Below are 20,323 nucleotides of genomic sequence, written 5' to 3' on the forward strand. Positions count from 1 at the left end.
CTCCTCACTGCTCCTGCGGCTGGGGCTGTACGGGAATCTCCACGACAATCCGTGTTCCCCTGCCTGCCGCAGAAAATATATTCACATGTCCGCCGACCAGTTCGGCGCGTTCCTGCATCCCGTAGAGACCCAGACCGGTTCCTGTGGGTGCATCACCTGGATTGAATCCTGCCCCGTCGTCTTCGACAATCAGCTGCAGCAGATTATCATTGTCCTGCAAAGAGACATGAATCATATCGACCTGTGCATATTTGAGTGCATTCAGAATCGCTTCCTGACCGATCCGGTAGATGACAGTCTCCAGTTCATTACTGTAACGCCGCTGCTCCAGACCGGAATCGAATACAATGGTGAATCCGTAACTTTCATTAATCTTTTTGAAATGGGAGCGGAAAGCCGCTTCCAGTCCAAAATCATCCAGTGCAGCCGGGCGCAGCTCAACCGCCAGATTACGTATATCATCGAGCAGCCTTGTCATGGAAGCCTCGGTTTGTTTCATTTTTTTGAGCAGTTCTTCGTCTGCTGTCATGTACTTGAGCACGCGCAAATCTATCACGGCACTCATCAGTTCCTGAGCTACACTATCATGCAGTTCTCTGGATATGCGTTTGCGTTCATTCTCCTGTGCTTCGATCACATGCTTCATCATTTTGTTCTGATAGAACTTTTCCTGCGTCTTGAATTGACGGGTCAGATCCCGCAGCATGAACACATATACACCATTCTCCCGGTCAATCGTATGGTATGTAGCCGCGTAAGGGACCATCCCTTTGTCCTTGGTATCCAGATATACCTGAAAAGAAGAGAACTCTTCGGATTCCGGACTGGTAAAATAGCATGCCAGACACGTACGCAGCTCTGTATCGCTCATATATCCACGGCAGACGCCGCAGATCGCCTGGGCTTTACCCTGATAGAGCTGCTGCAGTACATCTTCATTCACGATCTGTTCGGCTGCCGGATTCATGGCCAGCACCTTGCCCTGACGATTAAAGAAAAACATGGCTTCCATACTGTTGTTATACAGCTTTTGCATCAATGTATCCAACTGTTCTGTATCTCCTGATTGATTCAATTCAGCAGAAACTCCTTTCCGTTCAGCTCGCCAATACCACGACGCGTCAATTCCAGCAATTGCTGTACGCTCTGGCGCGTGACACGCTGTTCATCACGGAATCCGCCCAGCAGCACACCCGCTACTCTCGTATCATTCCAGACCGGCACTGCCCCAATACTCGTCAGTTGCTCTGTTCGGATAATCGGATAATTGAACAATGCATCCTGCGGGACATCAGCATGAACCGACGAGAACATAAAGGGCTTGCCTGTTTTAAATACCATACCGGCTACCCCGCGCCCGCTCTGAAGCACAATGCCTCTGAACCGTTCATTCAGATTGCCGGAAGCATATTTCCACTTGATTACGTAGTGGTATTCGGCTGGTTCCACGAGCGCGAGCGCCATCAAATCATACCCACAGATCGCTCGGATCTGATCCAGCTCCAGCTGATAATCCACCTTGTTATTCATCGTATGGTCTCCTCATGGAACAGGGAAAGAAGGCAGCGCCCTCTCTCCTCAGCTCGATTTATGTCTTCTATACAGGATATAACTTCTGCCTACATAATTCAATGGAACACTCCACACATGCACCAGACGGGTAAATGGCCAGAATGCAAAAATCGCAAAACCGGTCAAGGCGTGGATTTTAAAAGAAACAGGTACATCCCGCATCAGCGCCGGATCCGGACTCAGCATAAACAGTCCGCGGAACCAGATCGAGATCGTCTCCCGGTAATCAAACTCCGGACGGGCAAAGTTGGTAAACAGTGTCGCATACAGACCCATAAAGACGATAAACAGTAGCAGCACGTTGACGATCAGATCAGATGCTGTACTCAGACGACGCACACTGCGAATCGTGAAGCGCCGCGCAGTCAGCAGGAACATCCCTGCCAGCGTCACTACGCCGAAGAATCCGCCGCCATACACTGCGCCCATATGATACAGATGCTCGCTTACTCCAAGTGAGTTCATCCAGGTCTTGGGAATTCCCAGACCTGCCACATGTCCGAGAATAACCGGGATTACACCCAGATGGAACAGCAGACTGCCGAGCATAAGTTGCTTTTTCTCAATAAATTCACTGGATTTGGCTGTCCAGCTGAACTGATCGGTCCGGTAACGGAATATATGTCCTACAATAAAAACGACGATACACATATAAGGGAATATTACCCACAAAAACTGCTCACTCATGTTCATGAGCTGGTGCCTCCTGTCTCACACAAGCTTTCAATGTCTCACGCAGTCCTTTGACCAGATGGTAATATGGACTGTTCAGCTTCTCCAGCGCCCGAACCAGATGGTATGTTCCATCTTCCAGAATGGCCAGCAGCATTTTGAAATTCTCTCCGGCACGCGGATCATGCTTCCACTCTGCCGCATACAGGAATTCGCACATCAGGGGCAGGAAGTCCGGCAGCTCGCCCTCGGGCATTTCCAGACCGAACATCTCATACAGAATTTTGAGCTTGGCCAGCATCTGACCGCGCTCCTTGGCTTCTTCGAATTTGAAATAGGTCATGTACAGTGCACAATCTTTTTGAAAATCAAAAGTCTCTGTGTACATCTCCTGAATCTGCTCCATGCTCAGATTATGCATGAGCTCCCAGTACCGGTGCGCATGTTCGCGCCCCGGATGGTTTTCTTCAAAAGACTCGGCCAGCAGATCCGGATGAAAATCCAGCTTCTCCGGATACATCAGCTGACGGGCAAAAAAGTGAAAAGAAGGTTTATACGTATATAACTGCATCAGATCAATCACGCCAGATCCCCCCGTAGAAGTTCTCGTCATGAACCGGACGACCATCTTTGTCGACCTGATTCGTACTCATGGAATCAATCGCGCTGCAGCCATTACAGCCGCTGCCCATGCTGGTATTGCCCATCATATCGCTGTAACCGGCTAGACCCTGTGCACGGTAAGGGTCCATATGGCCTTCTTTGTGCGAAGTCGGGATAACGAAACGGTCTTCATACTTGGCAATCGCCAGCAAACGATACATCTGCTCGATCTGACGTACAGTCAATCCGACCCGCTCCAGACGGCTCTCATCGAATTCCTGATTGGTAGACTTGGCACGCATGTAAGCACGCATCATCGCCATACGCTGCAGGGATTCTTTTACTGTAACGGTGTCTCCTGCTGTCAGCATATTCGCCAGATACTGGATAGGTGTACGCATCTCTTCGATCGCCGGGAAAATCATATCCGGATTCTCGATGGAGTCTTTGCCTTCAAAATAGTTCATGATCGGGCTCAGTGGTGGTACATACCAGACCATTGGCATTGTGCGGTATTCCGGATGCAGCGGGAATGCCAGTTTGTATTCAATCGCCAGTTTGTATACCGGTGAGTTTTTCGCTGCTTCGATCCAGTCTTCGGTAATACCATCCTTGCGAGCCTGGGCAATAATAGCCGGGTCGTTCGGATCGAGGAACAGATCACACTGGGCTTTGTACAGATCCTGTTCATTTTCCAGGGAAGCTGCTTCGCTGACACGATCCGCATCATACAGCAGTACACCCAGATAACGAATACGGCCGGTACAGGTCTCCGAGCAGACCGTTGGCAGTCCGGCTTCTACACGTGGGAAGCAGAACGTGCATTTCTCGGCTTTGTTGGTCTGCCAGTTGAAGTATACTTTTTTGTAAGGGCAGCCGGTCATGCAGTAACGCCAGCCGCGGCAGGCTTCCTGATCAACCAGTACAATTCCGTCTTCATCCCGTTTGTACATCGCTCCTGATGGACAGGACGCGACGCAGCTCGGATTCAGACAGTGTTCGCACAGACGTGGCAGATAGACCATGAATGACTTTTCAAAGTTGAACTTGATCTCTTCTTCAATCTTCTCGATATTGGGATCGAGCGGGCCGGTAATATGCGCTCCGGCCAGATCATCTTCCCAGTTGGGACCCCAGTTCAAATCCATTTTTTCGCCGGTAACTGCCGAATGCGGACGGGCAACCGGTGAATGTTTTTGATCCTTGGCATTGGTGAGATTCTCGTAGTTATATGTCCATGGCTCATAATAATCGCGCATCTCGGGCATATCCGGATTATAAAAGATTTTACCGAGTGCGACTTTGGACAGCTTGCTGCCGGACTTGAGTTCCAGCTTGCCCTTGCGCAGCTGCCAACCACCGCGATAGATCTCCTGATCTTCCCAACGCTTCGGATAACCGATACCCGGCTTGGTCTCTACATTGTTGAACCACATATATTCTGCACCTTTGCGGTTGGTCCAGGTTGTTTTACAGGTCACGCTGCACGTGTGGCAGCCGATACATTTATCCAGGTTCATTACCATGGCGACTTGCGCTTTAATCTTCAAGCCAGTTAACCTCCTTCATTTTGCGGACAGCTACGTACACATCGCGCTGATTACCGATCGGGCCGTAGTAGTTAAATCCGTAACTGAGCTGTGCATAACCTCCGACCATCTGTGTCGGTTTCATATGAATGCGTGTCGGTGCGTTATGACTGCCGCCGCGCGTATCCGTAATTTCCGATCCCGGTACGTTAATATGCTTGTCCTGCGCATGATACATGAACATGGTGCCACGCGGCATCCGGTGACTGACTACAGCGCGTGCGGTTACGACACCATTACGGTTATATACTTCCAGCCAGTCGTTATCGTTCAGATCATGGGCAGCTGCATCTTCATTGTTTATCCATACCGTTGGACCACCGCGGAACAGAGTCAGCATATGCTGGTTATCCTGGTAGGTGGAGTGAATATTCCATTTACCATGCGGTGTCAGATAGCGCAGTACCAGTGCATCCTGTCCACCACGAACTTCCTTGTCGCGAGGACCGAATACCATCGGCGGAAGGGTCGGCTTGTAGACCGGCATGGCTTCGCCAAACTGCTGGAAAATCTCATGATCGATATAGAAATGCTGACGTCCGGTCAGTGTACGGAAAGGCACCAGACGTTCAATATTGGTTGTAAATGGTGAATACCGGCGTCCTTGCTTGTTCGAACCGCTGAATACCGGTGTCGGAATAACTTCACGCGGCTGGGCGGTAATGCTCTGGAACGTAATCTTCTCGGCAGCCCGGTCGGCGGAGATGTCTCGCAGCTCTACACCTGAATCCAGTTCGGCTTGAGCGTAGGCTTTCTGGGAGACGCGTCCATTAGTAGCAGAGGACAGATGCAATATGGTATCTGCTACCTGCCGGGCGGTCTGTAGCTTAGGCAGTCCGTCCTTGACGGTCTCATCATAGTAGACACCGTTTAGACGCTTCAATTCTTCATATTCCTCGGCTACCGAGAAGCTGACTCCATGTGCTCCGGTCTTGCCGATCGCCAGATTCGGTCCGAGTGATACGTATTTATCATGAATCTTGGTGTAATCACGTTCTACAATACTGAAGCTTGGCATTGTCTTGCCTGGCTGGGCAGCTACTTCGCCTTTGGCCCAGTCTTTGACCATTCCCATTGGTTGTGAAATTTCTCCCATGGAATCATGACCGAGCGGTGCTGTTACCAGATCTTTGTATACCCCTGGCAAATGTGTTTTGGCCATATCGGAGAATGTCTCTGCCAGTCCGCGATAAATGTCCCAGTCGGATCTGGATTCCCATAGTGGATTAACCGCCGGATTGAACGGATGCACAAACGGGTGCATATCAGTGGAAGACAAATCGGTCTTCTCGTACCAGGTCGCTGCTGGCAGTACGATATCCGCATAGAGCGGTGTAGTCGTCATCCGGAAGTCCAGTGCTACCATCAGATCTAGCTTGCCCTGTACATCTTCACGCCATACGATCTCTTCCGGCTTGTCTTCTTCATTAGGTGTAGCCAGCAGATCATCGGATGCGCCGAGCAGATGCTTCATAAAGTACTCCTGGCCTTTGGCAGAACTGGAGATCAGATTGGAACGCCAGATAAACAGCGAACGCGGGAAGTTCTCCGGTGCATCCGGATCTTCTACAGCAAAACGTGTCTGACGTGAAGTAATCTGCTCCACCGAACGCTTGATAATTTCTTCATTGGTCTTCAGACCTTCCTGTGCCGCCTCTTCCGCGAACAGCAGGCTGTTTTTGTTAAACTGCGGATAGGATGGGAGCCAGCCCAGACGTGCAGCGAGTACATTATAATCCGCTGGATGCTGATAATTGACTTCTCCACCTACCGGTGATTTGAGTGAATCTACACCGCTCTCTTCATACTTCCACTGATCGGTGGCAAAGTAGAAGAACGACGTCGCATTCTGCAGACGTGCCGGACCCTGCCAGTCTTTGGCAAAAGCAACCGTGGACCATCCTTCGATCGGACGACATTTCTCCTGACCGACATAATGCGCCCAGCCGCCGCCGTTCACACCCTGTGAAGCAGTCAGTACAACCAGATTCAGAATAGCCCGGTAAATCGTATCACTGTTAAACCAGTGATTGATGCCGGCGCCCATGATGATCATCGAACGACCACCAGTATCAATTGAATTCTGGGCGAATTCACGGGCGATCTGTACAACAACCGACGCTTTGACACTTGTAATTTTCTCCTGCCAGGCTGGTGTATAATACGAGCTCGCATCATCGTAGCCACGTGCATTGTATTCACTGTCTGTGCGAGCTACACCATACTGACTCATCATCAGATCATAGACGGTGGCAATATAGCGCTCTGTTCCATCAGCCAGTGTAATTTTCTGTGCCGGAATCACGCGTTTAAAAATTCCGTTCCCACTATTATCAAAGTAAGGGAATACCACTTCGAGCCACTCGGCATCCGGTCCTTCTACACTGAGAGCAGGTTCAATGACCGTTCCATCTTCACGTTCCAGAATCAGATTCCATTTGGCATCCTTTTCCCAGCGCTGTCCCATCGTTCCGTTCGGTACGATCAGTTCGCCAGCGGTCTGGTCATAAATCACCGGCTTCCAGTCAGCGTGCTCGGAAATATTGCCCAGATCACTGGCACGCAGGAAACGGCCTCCTTTGAGAGAGTCTTCATGAGGGTCCAACAGGATCATGAACGGCATATCGGTATACTGCTTGGCATAGTTCATGAACATCGGTTCCTGACGCTGCTGGTAAAATTCATCCAGAATGACATGCGTCATGGCCTGTGCGAGTGCAGCATCCGTTCCCGGATGAGGAGCCAGCCAGTTATCGGCAAACTTCACGTTCTCCGCCAGGTCGGGTGCGACCGAGACGACTTTGGTTCCTTTATAACGAACTTCGGTCATAAAGTGGGCATCCGGTGTACGGGTCAGCGGTACGTTCGACCCCCACATCATCAGATAGCCGGCATTGTACCAGTCCGAAGATTCCGGTACATCTGTCTGTTCACCCCAGATTTGCGGAGAAGCTGGCGGCAGATCCGCATACCAGTCATAGAAGCTGAGCATTTGTCCGCCCAGCAGCGAGATAAACCGCGCTCCCGACGCGTAACTGATCATCGACATAGCCGGAATCGGTGTAAAGCCAGCGATACGATCCGGTCCATATTTACGGATCGTATAAATCAGCTGTGCAGAGATCAGATACATCGCATCTTCCCAGCTAACACGTACATGACCGCCTTTACCGCGCGCTTTTTTGTAAATGTCGGCTTTGGCGGGATCTTCTACAATACTTGCCCAGGCATCAACCGGATTGGTGTGCTCTGCCAGGGCGGCCTGCCAGAGACGAACCAGCTTGCCGCGCATATAAGGATATTTGATACGCAGCGGACTGTATTCATACCAGGAAAATGTAGCGCCACGCGGACATCCGCGAGGTTCAAATTCCGGCATATCCGCACCACAGGATGGATAATCGATCTGCTGATTTTCCCAGGTGATAATTCCATTTTTCACAAATACTTTCCAGCTGCAGGAGCCGGTACAGTTGACGCCGTGTGTTGTTCGCACGACTTTATCATGAGACCAGCGCTGCCGGTACATATTTTCCCACTCGCGGTTTTTCTCTTCCAGAACGGACCAGTTATTCGAGTAGCTCTCAATCGGCTTGAAAAAATTCAGCTTATATTTACGTTTCATGAATGTTGAACACTCCTTATTTGTTATACAGAACGGACAGCGGAATCCGGCTGTATAATCATTCGGTCTTTTTATTATGGAATTGATTGTCTGTCATGCCCATTAGGGAATCCCCTTTGTATGTTCGGGAATGTCCTTATACATCGAAATACATTGAAAATTACCAATGGATAATCTACTTTTGCATCAGAATAGATGGTAAATTATAGGTGGTTATGAACGTTAACGATGGAAAAGCAATACGGGTAGCTTTTAAAAAGATATCTCCCTTTTATATGCCTACCTTGTACGAATGCAGAGCTATACCACAATACACATATATGAATATCTGTTCATTTCCATCGTCAACTTCAAAATTTGATCCAGAAGGGAGATCTGTAAGCGTTATCTTTTTTAAAAGGAAATGCTGGCGATGATCTGTCTCACATGTACCTTATCCTCTTTATTAAAGGAGAAATGACTAATGTTGATGAAAAGATGGTTATGTGTATGTATTGCTCTGGTGATGATGCTGAGTTTTATTCCTGCTGTTCATGCCCAACAGGTTCAAAAAGAGGTGACTCCCGCTCTAATGGGCGAGTTGGATGGTACTTTATCACTTCATGGCTCTACAGATGTAGCTTATACCAATAAAATCGGATCAACTGGGAATACTAATCTGTCTCTATATCTTCCTCTCGCCGATAACGAGAAGATGATTGTATCTTATGAGTTTTACGACTATAACAAGAAAAAGTGGGAACCGCGTGATGTAAGAATTGTGCATGGTCCGGCCAGTGGATTTTTCGGAACCCTGGAATCCGAATTCGAGCAAGGGGATTTTAGAGTCGCTGTCAGTACCACCAGTGAAAATCCTAAATCGGCATTCTACCATGCTGAATTTGTTGCTTGGTAATATAAATTAGCAGATTAAAATAAAGCAAAAGTCAGCGCAAGCGGAGATTTATCCGTTCATGCTGGCTTTTGCTTCGTTTCGTTTTGATCATGCAGCTGAATTATGTACTTTATTTTAGTAAGCTTGAAATAGATCAGGATGACTGTTCTCCAATTGTCCAATATAACTATCTATCGATTATTCAATTCAAATCTTTAGGATTATATACTTAATTATTCACATAATAAATCATTGATATGTGCAAACCATTTCACTAATTATTCTCGGACTTTGATTCCCAGCAACCGTATACTATTTTCATTTTATTGAACTTATACTCGTTAATATTATATCTTCCTTTATTCTTTAATAAGGATCTTCATCAAAATATCAGTATATAAAATAGAATCATATATCCACATTCACTTCTTCCTTCTGTTATTAATATCTGATTTAATACGATTTAAATCGTGCTATTTCGCTATTTTATTTTTCCTGATTTACCATTAGATACATAGCTATTTAGAAGTAGTATTATTATATTGATTTACATAGTTTAGTATCTTTCTCTGAAGTAATTTCCATCCAGATCTTTATATATCTTCCTTATTCCAATTTTGTAAGCGTTATCTTATAATGAGTTGCGTAAACGTTTGCACAACATTATATCAAGGAGGATTGATTTATTTGTTACCTGGTAAAATGAAGTTCAAAAAGTGGGCATCTCTTTTGTTTGCGATGCTGCTGCTCGTCTCGCTGCTATCTGCTGTCGGTGGTTCCACAACAAATGCGGCAGATAATTCAGTTACCGTGTATTACAAAAAGGGCTTTGCCACTCCGTACATACATTATCGTCAGGCTGACGGTAACTGGACGGCAGCACCTGGAGTGAAGATGAGCGATGCCGAGATTAGCGGCTATGCCAAAACAACGATTAACATTGGTACGTATTCCCAATTGGAAGCGGTATTCAATAACGGTACCGGAACATGGGATAATAACGGTTCCAAAAATTATTTCTTCAACACTGGTACTTCCACTTATGTGCCAGGCGCTAACAGTGCTCCGGGTACTATTACTGCCGGTGCACCAGGCGGTACGGTAACACCTCCACCAACTGATCCGACGACACCACCGCCAGCAGACAATTTTGGACCGGTGGACTGGAGCAAGCGCAGTATCTACTTTATCATGACGGATCGCTTTGATAATGGCGATACAAGCAATGATAACTACGGTGGCTTCAACTCCAACAAAAGCCAGCCGATTCAGTGGCATGGCGGCGACTTCCAAGGGATTATCAACCGCCTGGACTATATCAAAAACATGGGCTTCACTGCGATCTGGATCACTCCAGTAACGATGCAAAAAAGCGTAGCTGCTTATCATGGTTATCACACATATGACTTCTACTCTGTAGACGGTCATCTGGGTAACATGGCCAAATTCCAGGAACTTGTCAAAACAGCTCACAGCAAAAACATCGCTGTTATGCTGGATGTCGTGGTTAACCATACCGGTGATTTCCTGCCAGGCAATGGCACAGCCAAAGCACCATTCGACAAACCGGACTGGTATCACAATGCCGGTGAAATCACTCAAAATGACTATAATTCCAATAATCAATCCCGTATCGAGAATGGTGATGTAGCCAGTCTCGACGATCTGAAGCAGGAGAATCCGGCAGTTGCAACTGAGCTGAAAAATTGGGGCAAATGGATTATCCAACAATCCAATGTAGACGGCTTGCGTGTCGATACCGCCAAGCATGTACCAAAATGGTTCCTGAAAGATTTTGATACTGCGGTTAATACATTCACTATTGGTGAAATATTCCATGGTGATCCTGTCTATGTAGGCGACTACAGTAACTATCTGGATGCGGTACTGGACTTCCCAATGTATTACACAATGCGTGATGTATTTGCCAAAGATGGCTCCATGAATCTGATCAAAGAACGCTACACTCAGGATTCACGTTACAAAAATCCTAATCTGAATGGCACATTCTTGGATAACCATGATGTGAAGCGTTTTCTGAATGAAGCAACCGGCAAACCGGGCGCCAGTTCCGACAAATGGCCTCAGCTCAAGGCTGCTCTTGGCTTCCTGCTGACCTCACGTGGTATTCCGATTGTGTATCAAGGTACCGAACAAGGCTTCAATGGTGGTGACGATCCAGCCAACCGTGAAGATATGAAGTTTGATACCAACAATGAACTGTACAAATATATTGCTAAAGTCAACGCAATCCGCAACAGCCACCCGGCTCTGCAAAACGGTTCGCAAAAAGAAAAATGGGTCGACAATACATTCTACGCCTATCAACGCTCCAGTGGTACCGATGAAGTGGTTGTGCTGATCAACAACTCATGGGGCAATGAAACACGCACGATTCCGAACCTGGATAACTTCGGCAATGGAACTGTACTGAAAAATCAGATGGGTACCGATTCTGTAACCGTTAATGGTGGTTCTATCAATGTAACGTTGGGACCAAAAGAAGTAAAAATCCTGACGAAGTAAAATGTTCGAAACCTGAACAACGACAGACTACAAAAGCGGCAGACCTTGTAACCAAGGCTCTGTCGCTTTTTATTGGAGCATTTTATATAGTTTTGAGTACTTCCCTTCACCTACTGATCAGTAGGATTGCAGAACGGCGCCATGCTGCCTGATGGAGTCTATGAATCCATATGAATCTCGGCAAATTGCTCTGCAGTCGCATACCCATAGATCCAGTAATCATTGCCTTTTTTGACATAGGGGATGCGTTCTTCCCTCAGTAGTGTAACAAATTCCTGCTCTATATCAAGCAGAAGCGGCTCAACCAGACGTCCCTGATACTCGAGACGTCTGGGTTTGATACGCAGCCACTCGATAGCAAAAGCCGGATTTTGCAAGGGGGTAAACCGAGCATCATCCGACATATCTCCAATAGCGGCATGCCAGTCTCCATTATAATTTACATCCTGTTCAAAATACTCCGGGTATGGCAGTTCCTCCAACACATCCTTCATCTGAAAAGGTGGAGCAAAAGGCAAACGTTTGTAAATCCCCTGCAGCAGCCGGTTCCAACGCGTATCGTTAAGAACCGAAGTCAAGCCCCGGCGTTCGACTTCTTTTTGGACTTTTATCTTGTATTTGTCGTATTCCATTGGTCTAATATCTCCTGTCCTGATATCCTTATCCCCCTATTATAGCATCGCATGGTATAATGGTGGATCAGTCACACGTATAGTTGAAACTACAGGAGGCACCACAGCATGATTACCGATCCATATACACCGGAGATTGTCCAAGAGACGATCCGGTTTACAGAACTTTATACACGAATGGCCAGACAACTATTCGAGTCGCTGTTGACAGCAGAATGCAATCAGAACATGTCTATAGAACAAAAAGTTTCCCGTTTCGAAAATGTTATTGAACAAGATGACCTGAAGCCAATCTGGTATAAAGGCCAGTACTGGAATATCGATCCCCATGGAGAACACTGTCTTTTCAAAAGTGATAGCGGTCTGCCTATTGAAGTACGCATTCATGATAATAGCTGGATCGACGCAGGATTTTTCAGTCACTTTTTGCAGCATCTTCCGGCAGCACAGGTGCTGGTACGTCGTCTCAAACCGGCTGATTTCCACTCGGTCATTCAGCTTTTTGAATATATGACTACACAGAATCTGTTGATCCAGCTCGATGGTACCAATTTCAAGTTGCAGCCGATCCAGTAGACTGTAACGAACCGCCAAGCTACATCCATTCAACCCAGATGCAGCAAGATCCATAGATTTCCTTTTGCAAAGCTTGGCCTTTATATCTCATTATGTGCAGCAGCGATCAGATGATACGGACGATACTCCTGAATAGACAGCTCAATCAGCAGACGGGAGAGCAGCGTATCATCAATAATCGCTTTGCGCTTGGCTTTTAGAATAATCTGCTCCATATCCGCGTAGCTGCATCCCTCCATCTTTTGGCTTGCCCAGTCATGCAGTCCTGACTCGCATGGAAATTCATCACATAACCGGCGAATATACTCCAGCCGCAGCTCAGCCGCTGGATTGCCATACACCATCTTGGTATCAAATCTCCGCCAGATCGCATTATCCAGTTCGGTCTCCAGATTGGTGGCTGCAATAAAAATACAATGTTCCGGGAATTCATCGAGACATTGCAGCAGTGTATTCACTACACGTGCCATTTCTTTGACCTCGTCATTATTATCCCGTGTACGGGCGACCGCATCGAATTCATCCATAAATAGCACACAGGGCTCCAGACGCGCATATTCAAAAATTCTGCGTACATTGCTGCCTGTCTCACCGAGATGCGCATGAATCAATGCATCCAGACGGACGGTAACAAGAGGCAGCTCCAACTGATGCGCCAGATGAAAGGCTGTCAATGTCTTGCCTGTTCCTGGCGGACCGAACATCATGATCTTGTTGGGTACAGGTACATCATGGATCACAAATTTGTCTTTCATATCGATAATTTTCAGAAATTCGCTGGTGATCATCTTGTTCTCGGGTGACAGCACAATATGCCTGGCACGGTGTCCGCATTCCTTGACACTATAGACCGAAGCCATCTCAATACCTTTGGTTAGCGGCATTTTGCCATAATTACGTCTATTCTTGCTCATAGGGGGTTAAGCACTCCTTATCATGTATAGGGATAGTGATTGGTTTGTAAAAGTAGCCGGATTATCTATATGCGGTGAAGTCAGACTATCTAAATGAAGGAAGTGGATCATTCAGATTGCGCCAGCTGGAATTCATCTCTTCCGGTGTAAGCAGTACTTCATCCAGACTCCGTTCAATCGCTGCGCGATCCATCTCCACTCCGATAAATACAAGCTTGGTTACACGGTCTCCCCACTGCTCATCCCAATCGGGCGTTCTGGGCACTTCTCCGTTAAAGTGTACATCCAACTCCTCCTGACTGAGTGCCGCTACCCACAATCCTGCCGGTGACAATTGTTTGGAAGTGCCCGCATGACTGAAACTGATCGCCATATGATTACGCGTTGCCAGCCAGATCAGCCCTTTGGAGCGAACGATCGTATTCGGATAATGAGTCACCCAATGAAGTAACCGTTCTGGATGAAAAGGAATTTTGCGGCGATATACAAAAGAGCTGATTCCATATTCTTCGGTCTCCGGGGTATGTTGTTCTTTGAGCAATTCCTGAATCCAGCCCGCCGATTGGCTCGCCTTTTCGAAATCAAAACGTCCGGTATTCAAAATATCTACCGGATTCACCTGTCCATATGTGGAGTGAATCAACCGGGCATCCGGCTGCAGGGCACGGAGTGCCTTTTCCAGACGTTCCAGTTCGGCTGCACTGACCAGATCGACTTTGTTGATGATTAGGCACATCACAGAATTCCACCTGATCAGTCAACAGATGTACGATGCCGCGTGTGTCTTCTTCACCTGCTGCCTGCCCACGATCAAGTAGGGTCTCGCGTGAATAATAATCCTGCCAGAACTGCGGTGCATCGACAACCGTGACCATTGTATCCAGTCGGGTCAATCGAGTCAGATCAATCCCATTCTCCTCATCCACATAAGTAAAGGTCTGTGCGACAGGCACCGGCTCACCGATCCCGGTTGATTCGATCAGGATGTAATCAAATCGCTTTTCCCTGGCAAGCTTCTCAACTTCCACAAGCAGATCTTCACGTAGAGTACAGCAGATGCAGCCATTGGACATCTCGACCAGCTTCTCGTCGGTACGTGACAATCCGCCCCCCTCCCGAATCAGATCGGCATCGATATTCACTTCACCCAGATCATTAACGATTACAGCAACCCGCAGCCCTTCCCGGTTATTGAGCACATGATTCATAATTGTCGTCTTGCCTGCACCCAGATAACCGCTAAGTACGGTTACCGGAATCCGCTCATCTACGTTGTTTTCTATGTTCATAGTTGTCATATTATCGACCACCTTTATACGTAATTATTACGATTATAGATCGTGATCTAAAAAGCTTTTTTGTAAAACGATGCTGATCTACTGTTGAACCTGTACCGGCCATGGCAGTGGGTTGGTAAATGTGCTCCAGTCCTGCTCCAGCTCTTCGTCATTTAACAGACATTCATCCAGCTCTGTCTCCAGTTCCATCCGGTTCATATCAATCCCGATCATGACCAGCTCAGTTAATCGATCTCCCCAACGTTCATCCCAGCGCTCGCGTACATCCGGCTCTTCTGCCAGAATAGTCTGCTGTTCCTCTAAAGGGAGTGCAGCAACCCATTGACCTGCTGGCCCAAACTGTATGGATGGTCCTGCCTGACTCAGACTGGCGGCGAGGTCTCCTTCGGCAGCGAGCCAGACCAGACCTTTGGCACGTACGACCTGTTCCGGCCAGTAGCTCATATATTCAGCGAGACGCTCCGGATGAAAAGGAGCACGCCGACGATAGACAAAGGAACTGATTCCATACTCTTCGGTCTCCGGTGTATGCTCTTCCAGCTCCAATTCACGAATCCAGCCTGCTGATTGACTTGTTTTCTCAAAATCGAACAACCCGGTGTTTAGAATAGCTGACGGATTAACCTGTCCATTTGTTGTGCGAATAATACGTGCTGTCGGCTGCAGCTGGCGAATAACCTGTTCCAATTGCTCCAGCTCCTGCGGATCTACAAGATCGCACTTGTTCAACAGCAGTACATCACAAGTCTCAATCTGGTCGATCAGCAGATCGACAACATCACGGGTATCTTCGTTATCTGTCGCCTGGTTACGATCCAATAATGTCTCTCCGGATTCATAATCATGCCAGAAACGGTTGGCATCTACGACAGTTACCATGCAGTCCAGCCGCGCCAGCTCGGTCAGGTCAATCCCCAGTTCTTCATTGGCATACGTAAATGTCTGCGCAACCGGTACAGGTTCACTAATACCTGTCGATTCAATCAAAATATAATCAAATCGTCCTTCCAGCGCCAGCTTCTGCACTTCCTGCAGCAGATCGTCACGCAGAGTACAGCAGATACAGCCGTTGGACATTTCGACCAGTTTTTCTTCGGTACGCGATAATGTTCCCTGTTCCTTGACGAGTGTTGCATCAATATTAATCTCGCTCATATCGTTTACAATAACGGCTACTTTTAGTCCCTGACGGTTATTCAGCACGTGATTCAACACTGTGGTCTTGCCTGCACCGAGATAGCCGCTGAGTACTGTTACTGGTAATTGTTTTATAGTCATGTTGATTCTCCTTGGATTTTTGATGAATTCGATACATGTAGAATTGCATTCCATTTTACTTGTAGTATGACTGTTGTCATGAGTGTCCATTGTAGTTCTTTTACATCCCTGCTTATTTTCACATTTTTTAATAGTAATTATTACGATTAACTTGTAACAATATATGATTGTTTTATATATTTGTCAACTATCCAATCCTTTGAGGCTACTACATACTTATAAAACAAAACTGACTAACGTTATAAAATAATAAAGAAAAAAGCCTTAATCTGCTCGTTATTTAGTTATAACGAATAGTTAGGCTATTTCATTTTTATTTTATTATACGCATTCTTTTCTATTTAAAAGACTCCCTACTTAACATCTAGCAACAGAATAAGCTCACGCAGTTTCATCCGTATTCGCTCCAATGTAATCATCGTTTTGTATATCTTCGGATACCCTGAAAGATCATATTTCTCCAAAAATCTATACTGCGGATAGCGATCATAAAACGACTTGTCCAGCCACATTTTGTACGTATACCGCTCCAGTGCATCACCCAATCGCTCCATTGTCCGGCGACTCGCCAGCCCAACGATAAGCGACTCATAGGTGTCAAAGTCCGCGTTAATGATATCGTTAGCTGCATACCGCCGGAATTCTTCGGCAAATTCCTCTTGAAGCCAGTTCCATTCCTCGTACAATGCCATTGTCTCATATTCCTCTATATACAAACGCTGAATCTCTGCCAGTACATTCTCTTTACTCATCTTTAATCACCTGGTCATTCATGACCTGATACGAATTATTTTTCTTTTTCCATCCTCTTACAAAGTTCGGCATTACATTCAATAATAGAGATTTCTACTCTAACCATGCTGACATCCCTCTCCAAATATCTTGCCAGCCTACTCTTCTTCCGTCAAACACAACTCGATAAATGCAAACCAACTCTCTGCTTCGACAGAACGATTCTCCCAGTCATGCCAGTAATACAGCACCTGTCCATACGTGCCTCCGATATCCGGATCGGTATCGAGACAGAGATAATCTCCTGCTCCATTGGTTGCTAATGGAATCCAGGCGGGACTCCATAGGGTCGGCTTGATTCCCGGTCCGTTATCTACCTCCATTTCATCCTGATCCACCTCTTCATTTAGAAACTGCCACTGCTCCAGGATCGAATCAAGCGACAACAAAGTCAGATTACGTACCAAAGGAATAACGCCAATCTCATCCCGCTGTCCGCCATACACCTGATAGAATGCCTTCAGTTCCGCGGGAATCTCTGCCTTGATACTTTCTGCGAGTCGACTCCAATCCTGTCCCTCCACTCCAGGCAAAAGCTGTAGCTTTTCTTCTGTACTACTTTCTCTCGCGATTGCCAATGTGATAAGTTTCTGCCATAACTGTGCTGCCTGTGTCATATGGATAGTTGAACTCCTTTCTTAACTGCGAAAATAATGTTGATATTATGGACAATAGAAATTATAATTTCTTTTTTCATGACTTTGATTTTTCTGTTATGAATTTTTCATGTATTGAAATTTTAAATTTAGATAAATAAAGTTGTCACCAAAAGCTTCTCCTCAACACCAACGAGAGGTTTATTTTTCAATTAGCTTCGTTACGCGATTTTGTTGATTTCCAGTTATCGTACCGATAAGAGATAATTTCACTGATCTTTTGGTAATTGTCTACATTATCTTGAACATGATACTCACTGGGCAAATTCTCTGCCAATACGTAAGCATAATCCAGAAAGTAATTTTCTTCCTTGTCTGCATCTGTATAATACTTCGCAAAAGCGTTGCCTTCTTCTGTTAGATCTCGCGAATTAAAAGTCCCGCCTATATTTCTCTCGTAGAACTGGGCACCAGACATTTTACCTTGTCTGACTAGTAGCAGGTCTTCCTCATGTATTGCTTCAACTTTTTCATCTATCATTTTATGTTCAATAAACCAGCCGATCAGCATTCCAAACGGTATAAATCCCTGGAATTGGTCTAACTCTTCTGGAAATTCACCGTCATAATGCCATTTGGCTTTGTCATATGTATGTGGCTTCATCCGATTATTAATAGGGGTGGAGTGATTTTTGTCATCAAAATTATTCATAGTTAATAGAGCTCCTTTATAATATATAATTATTTTACCTTTTATTCATTGATTCAGCACTGGATTTTGAAACCGTATCATTTTCAGCTTTTCCGTAGAATATATCATGTAGTACAGCTATGTTAAAATGTCTATATTGCATCCACTTTAGGACTAAAATGAATATTAAATAGAACTAAAATAAACAGCAAAAAGGTGATATTATCCGACACACTATGCAATCATGGATCGTCCAAACCCTGGTCTTTATAGCACTATTACAGATTTTCTACTACATACTGCGCGACTTGATCTTTGCGCATATTGATTTACCTGTCCGTATTGAAAATGTGGTTCAGCTGGTAGCGATCGCGTTCATTGTGATCCTTTCTCTGGTGCTGACCGTGATGCTTACCAAAAACAATGAATACAAAGCATAAGCCAATTCATTTAGGTAAAAAGGAGCATAGCGCTATCATAGCGTTATGCTCCTTTTTGCTTCATCTTCTATGTTTATTTCAGGTTTTCTACATTTCTTACTCTTTTCCTAATTGTATGTTCAACTGCTCTGTTTTACTTCAAATTATCCTACTTTATCTCATTTACTTGCTTGTACTTCATTCATACGTCTTTACTCCCACGCTGTTACAATCTCGCGTTTGCGTTCTTCCAGCAGCTGCTCTTTGTCATCCCGGTAGAACAGATTATATGTGTCAAATGGAATAATACGTCCATCCGGGTGTACGATATGCACGCAGGACTTTTTCACCGATCGGACATCAAAATTATATGCATCCAGGAACTGCATAATGATCACGCGGAATACATTATCGTAGTTAATCTGCTTGGGTACCGCCGCCAGCGGCAGGCAGCAGAGCAGGCTTTTCAGCGACAATGCCGAAGATATCGGCGAATGACCTGTTGATAGCAGTTCAAATAGCTTGCCACGGATCACCGGGTCATTCTCGAATACAATGGTATTGCTGTCTCCCTCCAGCAGTACTTCCGGCTCGATCATGCGTGTCAACGGCAGTACCTGCTTGCCCAGCTTCAGCGCATAGCCCATTGCCAGACAGTCGGGATGACAAGGCACCGGCAAAATATCATTTTCATTGAATACGCCCGACTGATCAATAATCATCTGGCGTACTTCGCTGACGGTCAAACGATCTGTTGACGGATCATAGCCTTCCAGGCGACCGGCAGCCTGAATAGGCTGAATAGTGACACCGCGCACAGCACGCTGTTTTAATCCATACTGGATAATTTTGCCGATCTCGTGATCATTCAGCCCTTTTTTGAGGGTAACGACCAGTGTAGTCGACAGATTGAATTCATTCAGATGACGAATTGCATCCTCGCGAATCCGCCGTACATCTGCACCGCGCAGTTCCTTGAGTACCGATGCTTCGAAGCTGTCAAACTGCAAATAGATCTCGAACCCCGGCATATAACTCGCCAGTCGTCTGGTGAATTCACGATCCTGGGCTATCCGGACACCATTGGTGTTCAGCATAATATGCTTGATGGGACGGCTTTTGCACATCTCCAGAATCTCGAAAAAGTCTGGGTGGGTCGTCGGCTCTCCGCCACTGATCTGGACAATATCCGGTTCTCCTTCATTCTCCACAATCCGGTCCAGCATAAATGCAATCTGTTCCAGCGAGCGATACGACGTACGATGCGGTGAAGATTCGGCAAAACAAATCGGACACTTCATATTACAATGATCCGTAATCTCCAGCAGGGTCAGGCAGCTATGCTGCTCATGATCCGGACAGAGTCCACAGTCATAAGGACAACCATATTTGATAGGAGTATTCCAGATCTGCGGCATTTCGGATGGTTTGACGAATTCGCGGGTACGATGGTAATACTCTACATCGGTCGAGATCAGTACCTTTTCCGGTCCATGCACCAGGCAGCGTTTGACCATATATATGCGGCCATTTTCTTCAATGATCTTGGCTTCTGCTTTGCGATAGCATGTCGAACAGATACTATTCGTCAATTCATGATAGAGATAAGGACGATTTTTGGGCATTGGATTGCTCCTTTTGTCTGAATAAAATATGTAGGAATAAG

15 protein-coding genes and 2 pseudogenes are annotated in these 20,323 nt (G+C 46.2%); 3 read left to right on the forward strand and 14 right to left on the reverse strand.

What is annotated here, in order from left to right; all coding sequences use genetic code 11:
* Positions 1–4: 4 nt before the first annotated feature.
* The 6 genes from WH46_RS09000 to WH46_RS09025 are packed head-to-tail and all read right to left on the reverse strand — an operon-like array spanning position 5 to position 8,061.
* A complete protein-coding gene (locus WH46_RS09000) occupies positions 5–1,075 on the reverse strand; it encodes a sensor histidine kinase (protein WP_407944405.1) in 1,071 nt (356 codons plus the stop codon).
* The gene (locus tag WH46_RS09005; protein ID WP_046226475.1) at positions 1,072–1,530 is read right to left on the reverse strand and encodes a GAF domain-containing protein; all 459 of its coding nucleotides are present in this window, start codon (positions 1,528–1,530) and stop codon (positions 1,072–1,074) included. Before WH46_RS09005 ends, WH46_RS09000 begins: the two co-directional genes overlap by 4 nt.
* Before the next feature lie 48 nt (positions 1,531–1,578).
* Positions 1,579–2,265, reverse strand: coding sequence for a respiratory nitrate reductase subunit gamma (narI, locus tag WH46_RS09010; protein ID WP_017812318.1), 687 nt, complete (start codon positions 2,263–2,265; stop codon positions 1,579–1,581).
* Positions 2,252–2,827 carry a nitrate reductase molybdenum cofactor assembly chaperone gene (gene narJ, locus WH46_RS09015; RefSeq protein ID WP_017812319.1) on the reverse strand — a complete coding sequence of 192 codons (576 nt, stop codon included), beginning with the start codon at positions 2,825–2,827 and terminating at the stop codon, positions 2,252–2,254. Before narJ ends, narI begins: the two co-directional genes overlap by 14 nt.
* The gene (gene narH, locus WH46_RS09020) at positions 2,820–4,397 is read right to left on the reverse strand and encodes a nitrate reductase subunit beta (RefSeq protein ID WP_017812320.1); all 1,578 of its coding nucleotides are present in this window, start codon (positions 4,395–4,397) and stop codon (positions 2,820–2,822) included. The genes narJ and narH overlap by 8 nt, the downstream gene beginning before the upstream one ends.
* On the reverse strand, positions 4,387–8,061 hold the full coding sequence (locus WH46_RS09025; protein ID WP_046226476.1) for a nitrate reductase subunit alpha: 3,675 nt from the start codon (positions 8,059–8,061) through the stop codon (positions 4,387–4,389). The genes narH and WH46_RS09025 overlap by 11 nt, the downstream gene beginning before the upstream one ends.
* A 463-nt stretch (positions 8,062–8,524) precedes the next feature.
* Here WH46_RS09025 and WH46_RS09030 point away from each other — a divergent pair, with 463 nt between their 5' ends.
* Both WH46_RS09030 and WH46_RS09035 read left to right on the forward strand, forming a co-directional pair.
* A complete protein-coding gene (locus WH46_RS09030; protein ID WP_046226477.1) occupies positions 8,525–8,956 on the forward strand; it encodes a hypothetical protein in 432 nt (143 codons plus the stop codon).
* A gap of 750 nt (positions 8,957–9,706) precedes the next feature.
* A pseudogene (locus WH46_RS09035) lies at positions 9,707–11,461 on the forward strand (alpha-amylase family glycosyl hydrolase); the annotation flags it as partial.
* A 158-nt stretch (positions 11,462–11,619) separates the two neighbouring features.
* On the opposite strand, the gene WH46_RS09040 reads toward WH46_RS09035, so the two are convergent.
* Entirely contained in the window at positions 11,620–12,093 is a 474-nt protein-coding gene (locus tag WH46_RS09040; RefSeq protein WP_046226479.1) for a DUF6678 family protein, read from the reverse strand.
* 108 nt (positions 12,094–12,201) lie between these two features.
* On the opposite strand from WH46_RS09040, the gene WH46_RS09045 reads away from it, so the two are divergent.
* Positions 12,202–12,669, forward strand: a complete 468-nt coding sequence (locus WH46_RS09045) for a hypothetical protein (RefSeq protein WP_046226480.1) — start codon at positions 12,202–12,204, stop codon at positions 12,667–12,669.
* Positions 12,670–12,749: 80 nt separating this feature from the next.
* Here WH46_RS09045 and WH46_RS09050 read toward each other — a convergent pair whose 3' ends face one another.
* From WH46_RS09050 to WH46_RS09085, 7 genes and pseudogenes are all read right to left on the reverse strand, one after another.
* Entirely contained in the window at positions 12,750–13,583 is an 834-nt protein-coding gene (locus WH46_RS09050) for an AAA family ATPase (RefSeq protein ID WP_017812327.1), read from the reverse strand.
* An 85-nt stretch (positions 13,584–13,668) separates the two neighbouring features.
* A pseudogene (locus WH46_RS09055) lies at positions 13,669–14,881 on the reverse strand (GTP-binding protein).
* Between the two features lie 78 nt (positions 14,882–14,959).
* Positions 14,960–16,159: a GTP-binding protein gene (locus tag WH46_RS09060; protein ID WP_046226481.1), complete on the reverse strand. Its 1,200-nt coding sequence runs from the start codon at positions 16,157–16,159 to the stop codon at positions 14,960–14,962.
* 353 nt (positions 16,160–16,512) lie between these two features.
* Complete coding sequence (locus WH46_RS09065) at positions 16,513–16,911, reverse strand: YxiJ family protein (protein ID WP_046226482.1); 399 nt, start codon at positions 16,909–16,911, stop codon at positions 16,513–16,515.
* Positions 16,912–17,049: 138 nt separating this feature from the next.
* Entirely contained in the window at positions 17,050–17,568 is a 519-nt protein-coding gene (locus WH46_RS09070; protein ID WP_046226483.1) for an SMI1/KNR4 family protein, read from the reverse strand.
* Between the two features lie 187 nt (positions 17,569–17,755).
* On the reverse strand, positions 17,756–18,259 hold the full coding sequence (locus WH46_RS09075; protein WP_052714173.1) for a DUF7832 domain-containing protein: 504 nt from the start codon (positions 18,257–18,259) through the stop codon (positions 17,756–17,758).
* A 610-nt stretch (positions 18,260–18,869) separates the two neighbouring features.
* Positions 18,870–20,282, reverse strand: coding sequence for a radical SAM protein (locus WH46_RS09085; RefSeq protein WP_017812335.1), 1,413 nt, complete (start codon positions 20,280–20,282; stop codon positions 18,870–18,872).
* Between the last annotated feature and the right edge of the window lie 41 nt (positions 20,283–20,323).

This window comes from Paenibacillus dauci (assembly GCF_000971985.1).
Taxonomy (GTDB): Bacteria; Bacillota; Bacilli; order Paenibacillales; family Paenibacillaceae; genus Saccharibacillus; species Saccharibacillus dauci.

Bases quoted from the DNA above. Each gene is read 5' to 3' on its own strand.
- WH46_RS09070 (WP_046226483.1), bottom strand. From the start codon at position 17,568: ATGACACAGGCAGCACAGTTATGGCAGAAACTTATCACATTGGCAATC.
- WH46_RS09040 (WP_046226479.1), bottom strand. From the start codon at position 12,093: ATGGAATACGACAAATACAAGATAAAAGTCCAAAAAGAAGTCGAACGC.
- WH46_RS09005 (WP_046226475.1), bottom strand. From the start codon at position 1,530: ATGAATAACAAGGTGGATTATCAGCTGGAGCTGGATCAGATCCGAGCG.
- WH46_RS09030 (WP_046226477.1), top strand. From the start codon at position 8,525: ATGTTGATGAAAAGATGGTTATGTGTATGTATTGCTCTGGTGATGATG.
- WH46_RS09025 (WP_046226476.1), bottom strand. From the start codon at position 8,061: ATGAAACGTAAATATAAGCTGAATTTTTTCAAGCCGATTGAGAGCTAC.
- WH46_RS09065 (WP_046226482.1), bottom strand. From the start codon at position 16,911: ATGAGTAAAGAGAATGTACTGGCAGAGATTCAGCGTTTGTATATAGAG.
- WH46_RS09045 (WP_046226480.1), top strand. From the start codon at position 12,202: ATGATTACCGATCCATATACACCGGAGATTGTCCAAGAGACGATCCGG.
- WH46_RS09075 (WP_052714173.1), bottom strand. From the start codon at position 18,259: ATGAATAATTTTGATGACAAAAATCACTCCACCCCTATTAATAATCGG.
- WH46_RS09050 (WP_017812327.1), bottom strand. From the start codon at position 13,583: ATGAGCAAGAATAGACGTAATTATGGCAAAATGCCGCTAACCAAAGGT.
- WH46_RS09085 (WP_017812335.1), bottom strand. From the start codon at position 20,282: ATGCCCAAAAATCGTCCTTATCTCTATCATGAATTGACGAATAGTATC.
- narI (WP_017812318.1), bottom strand. From the start codon at position 2,265: ATGAACATGAGTGAGCAGTTTTTGTGGGTAATATTCCCTTATATGTGT.
- WH46_RS09060 (WP_046226481.1), bottom strand. From the start codon at position 16,159: ATGACTATAAAACAATTACCAGTAACAGTACTCAGCGGCTATCTCGGT.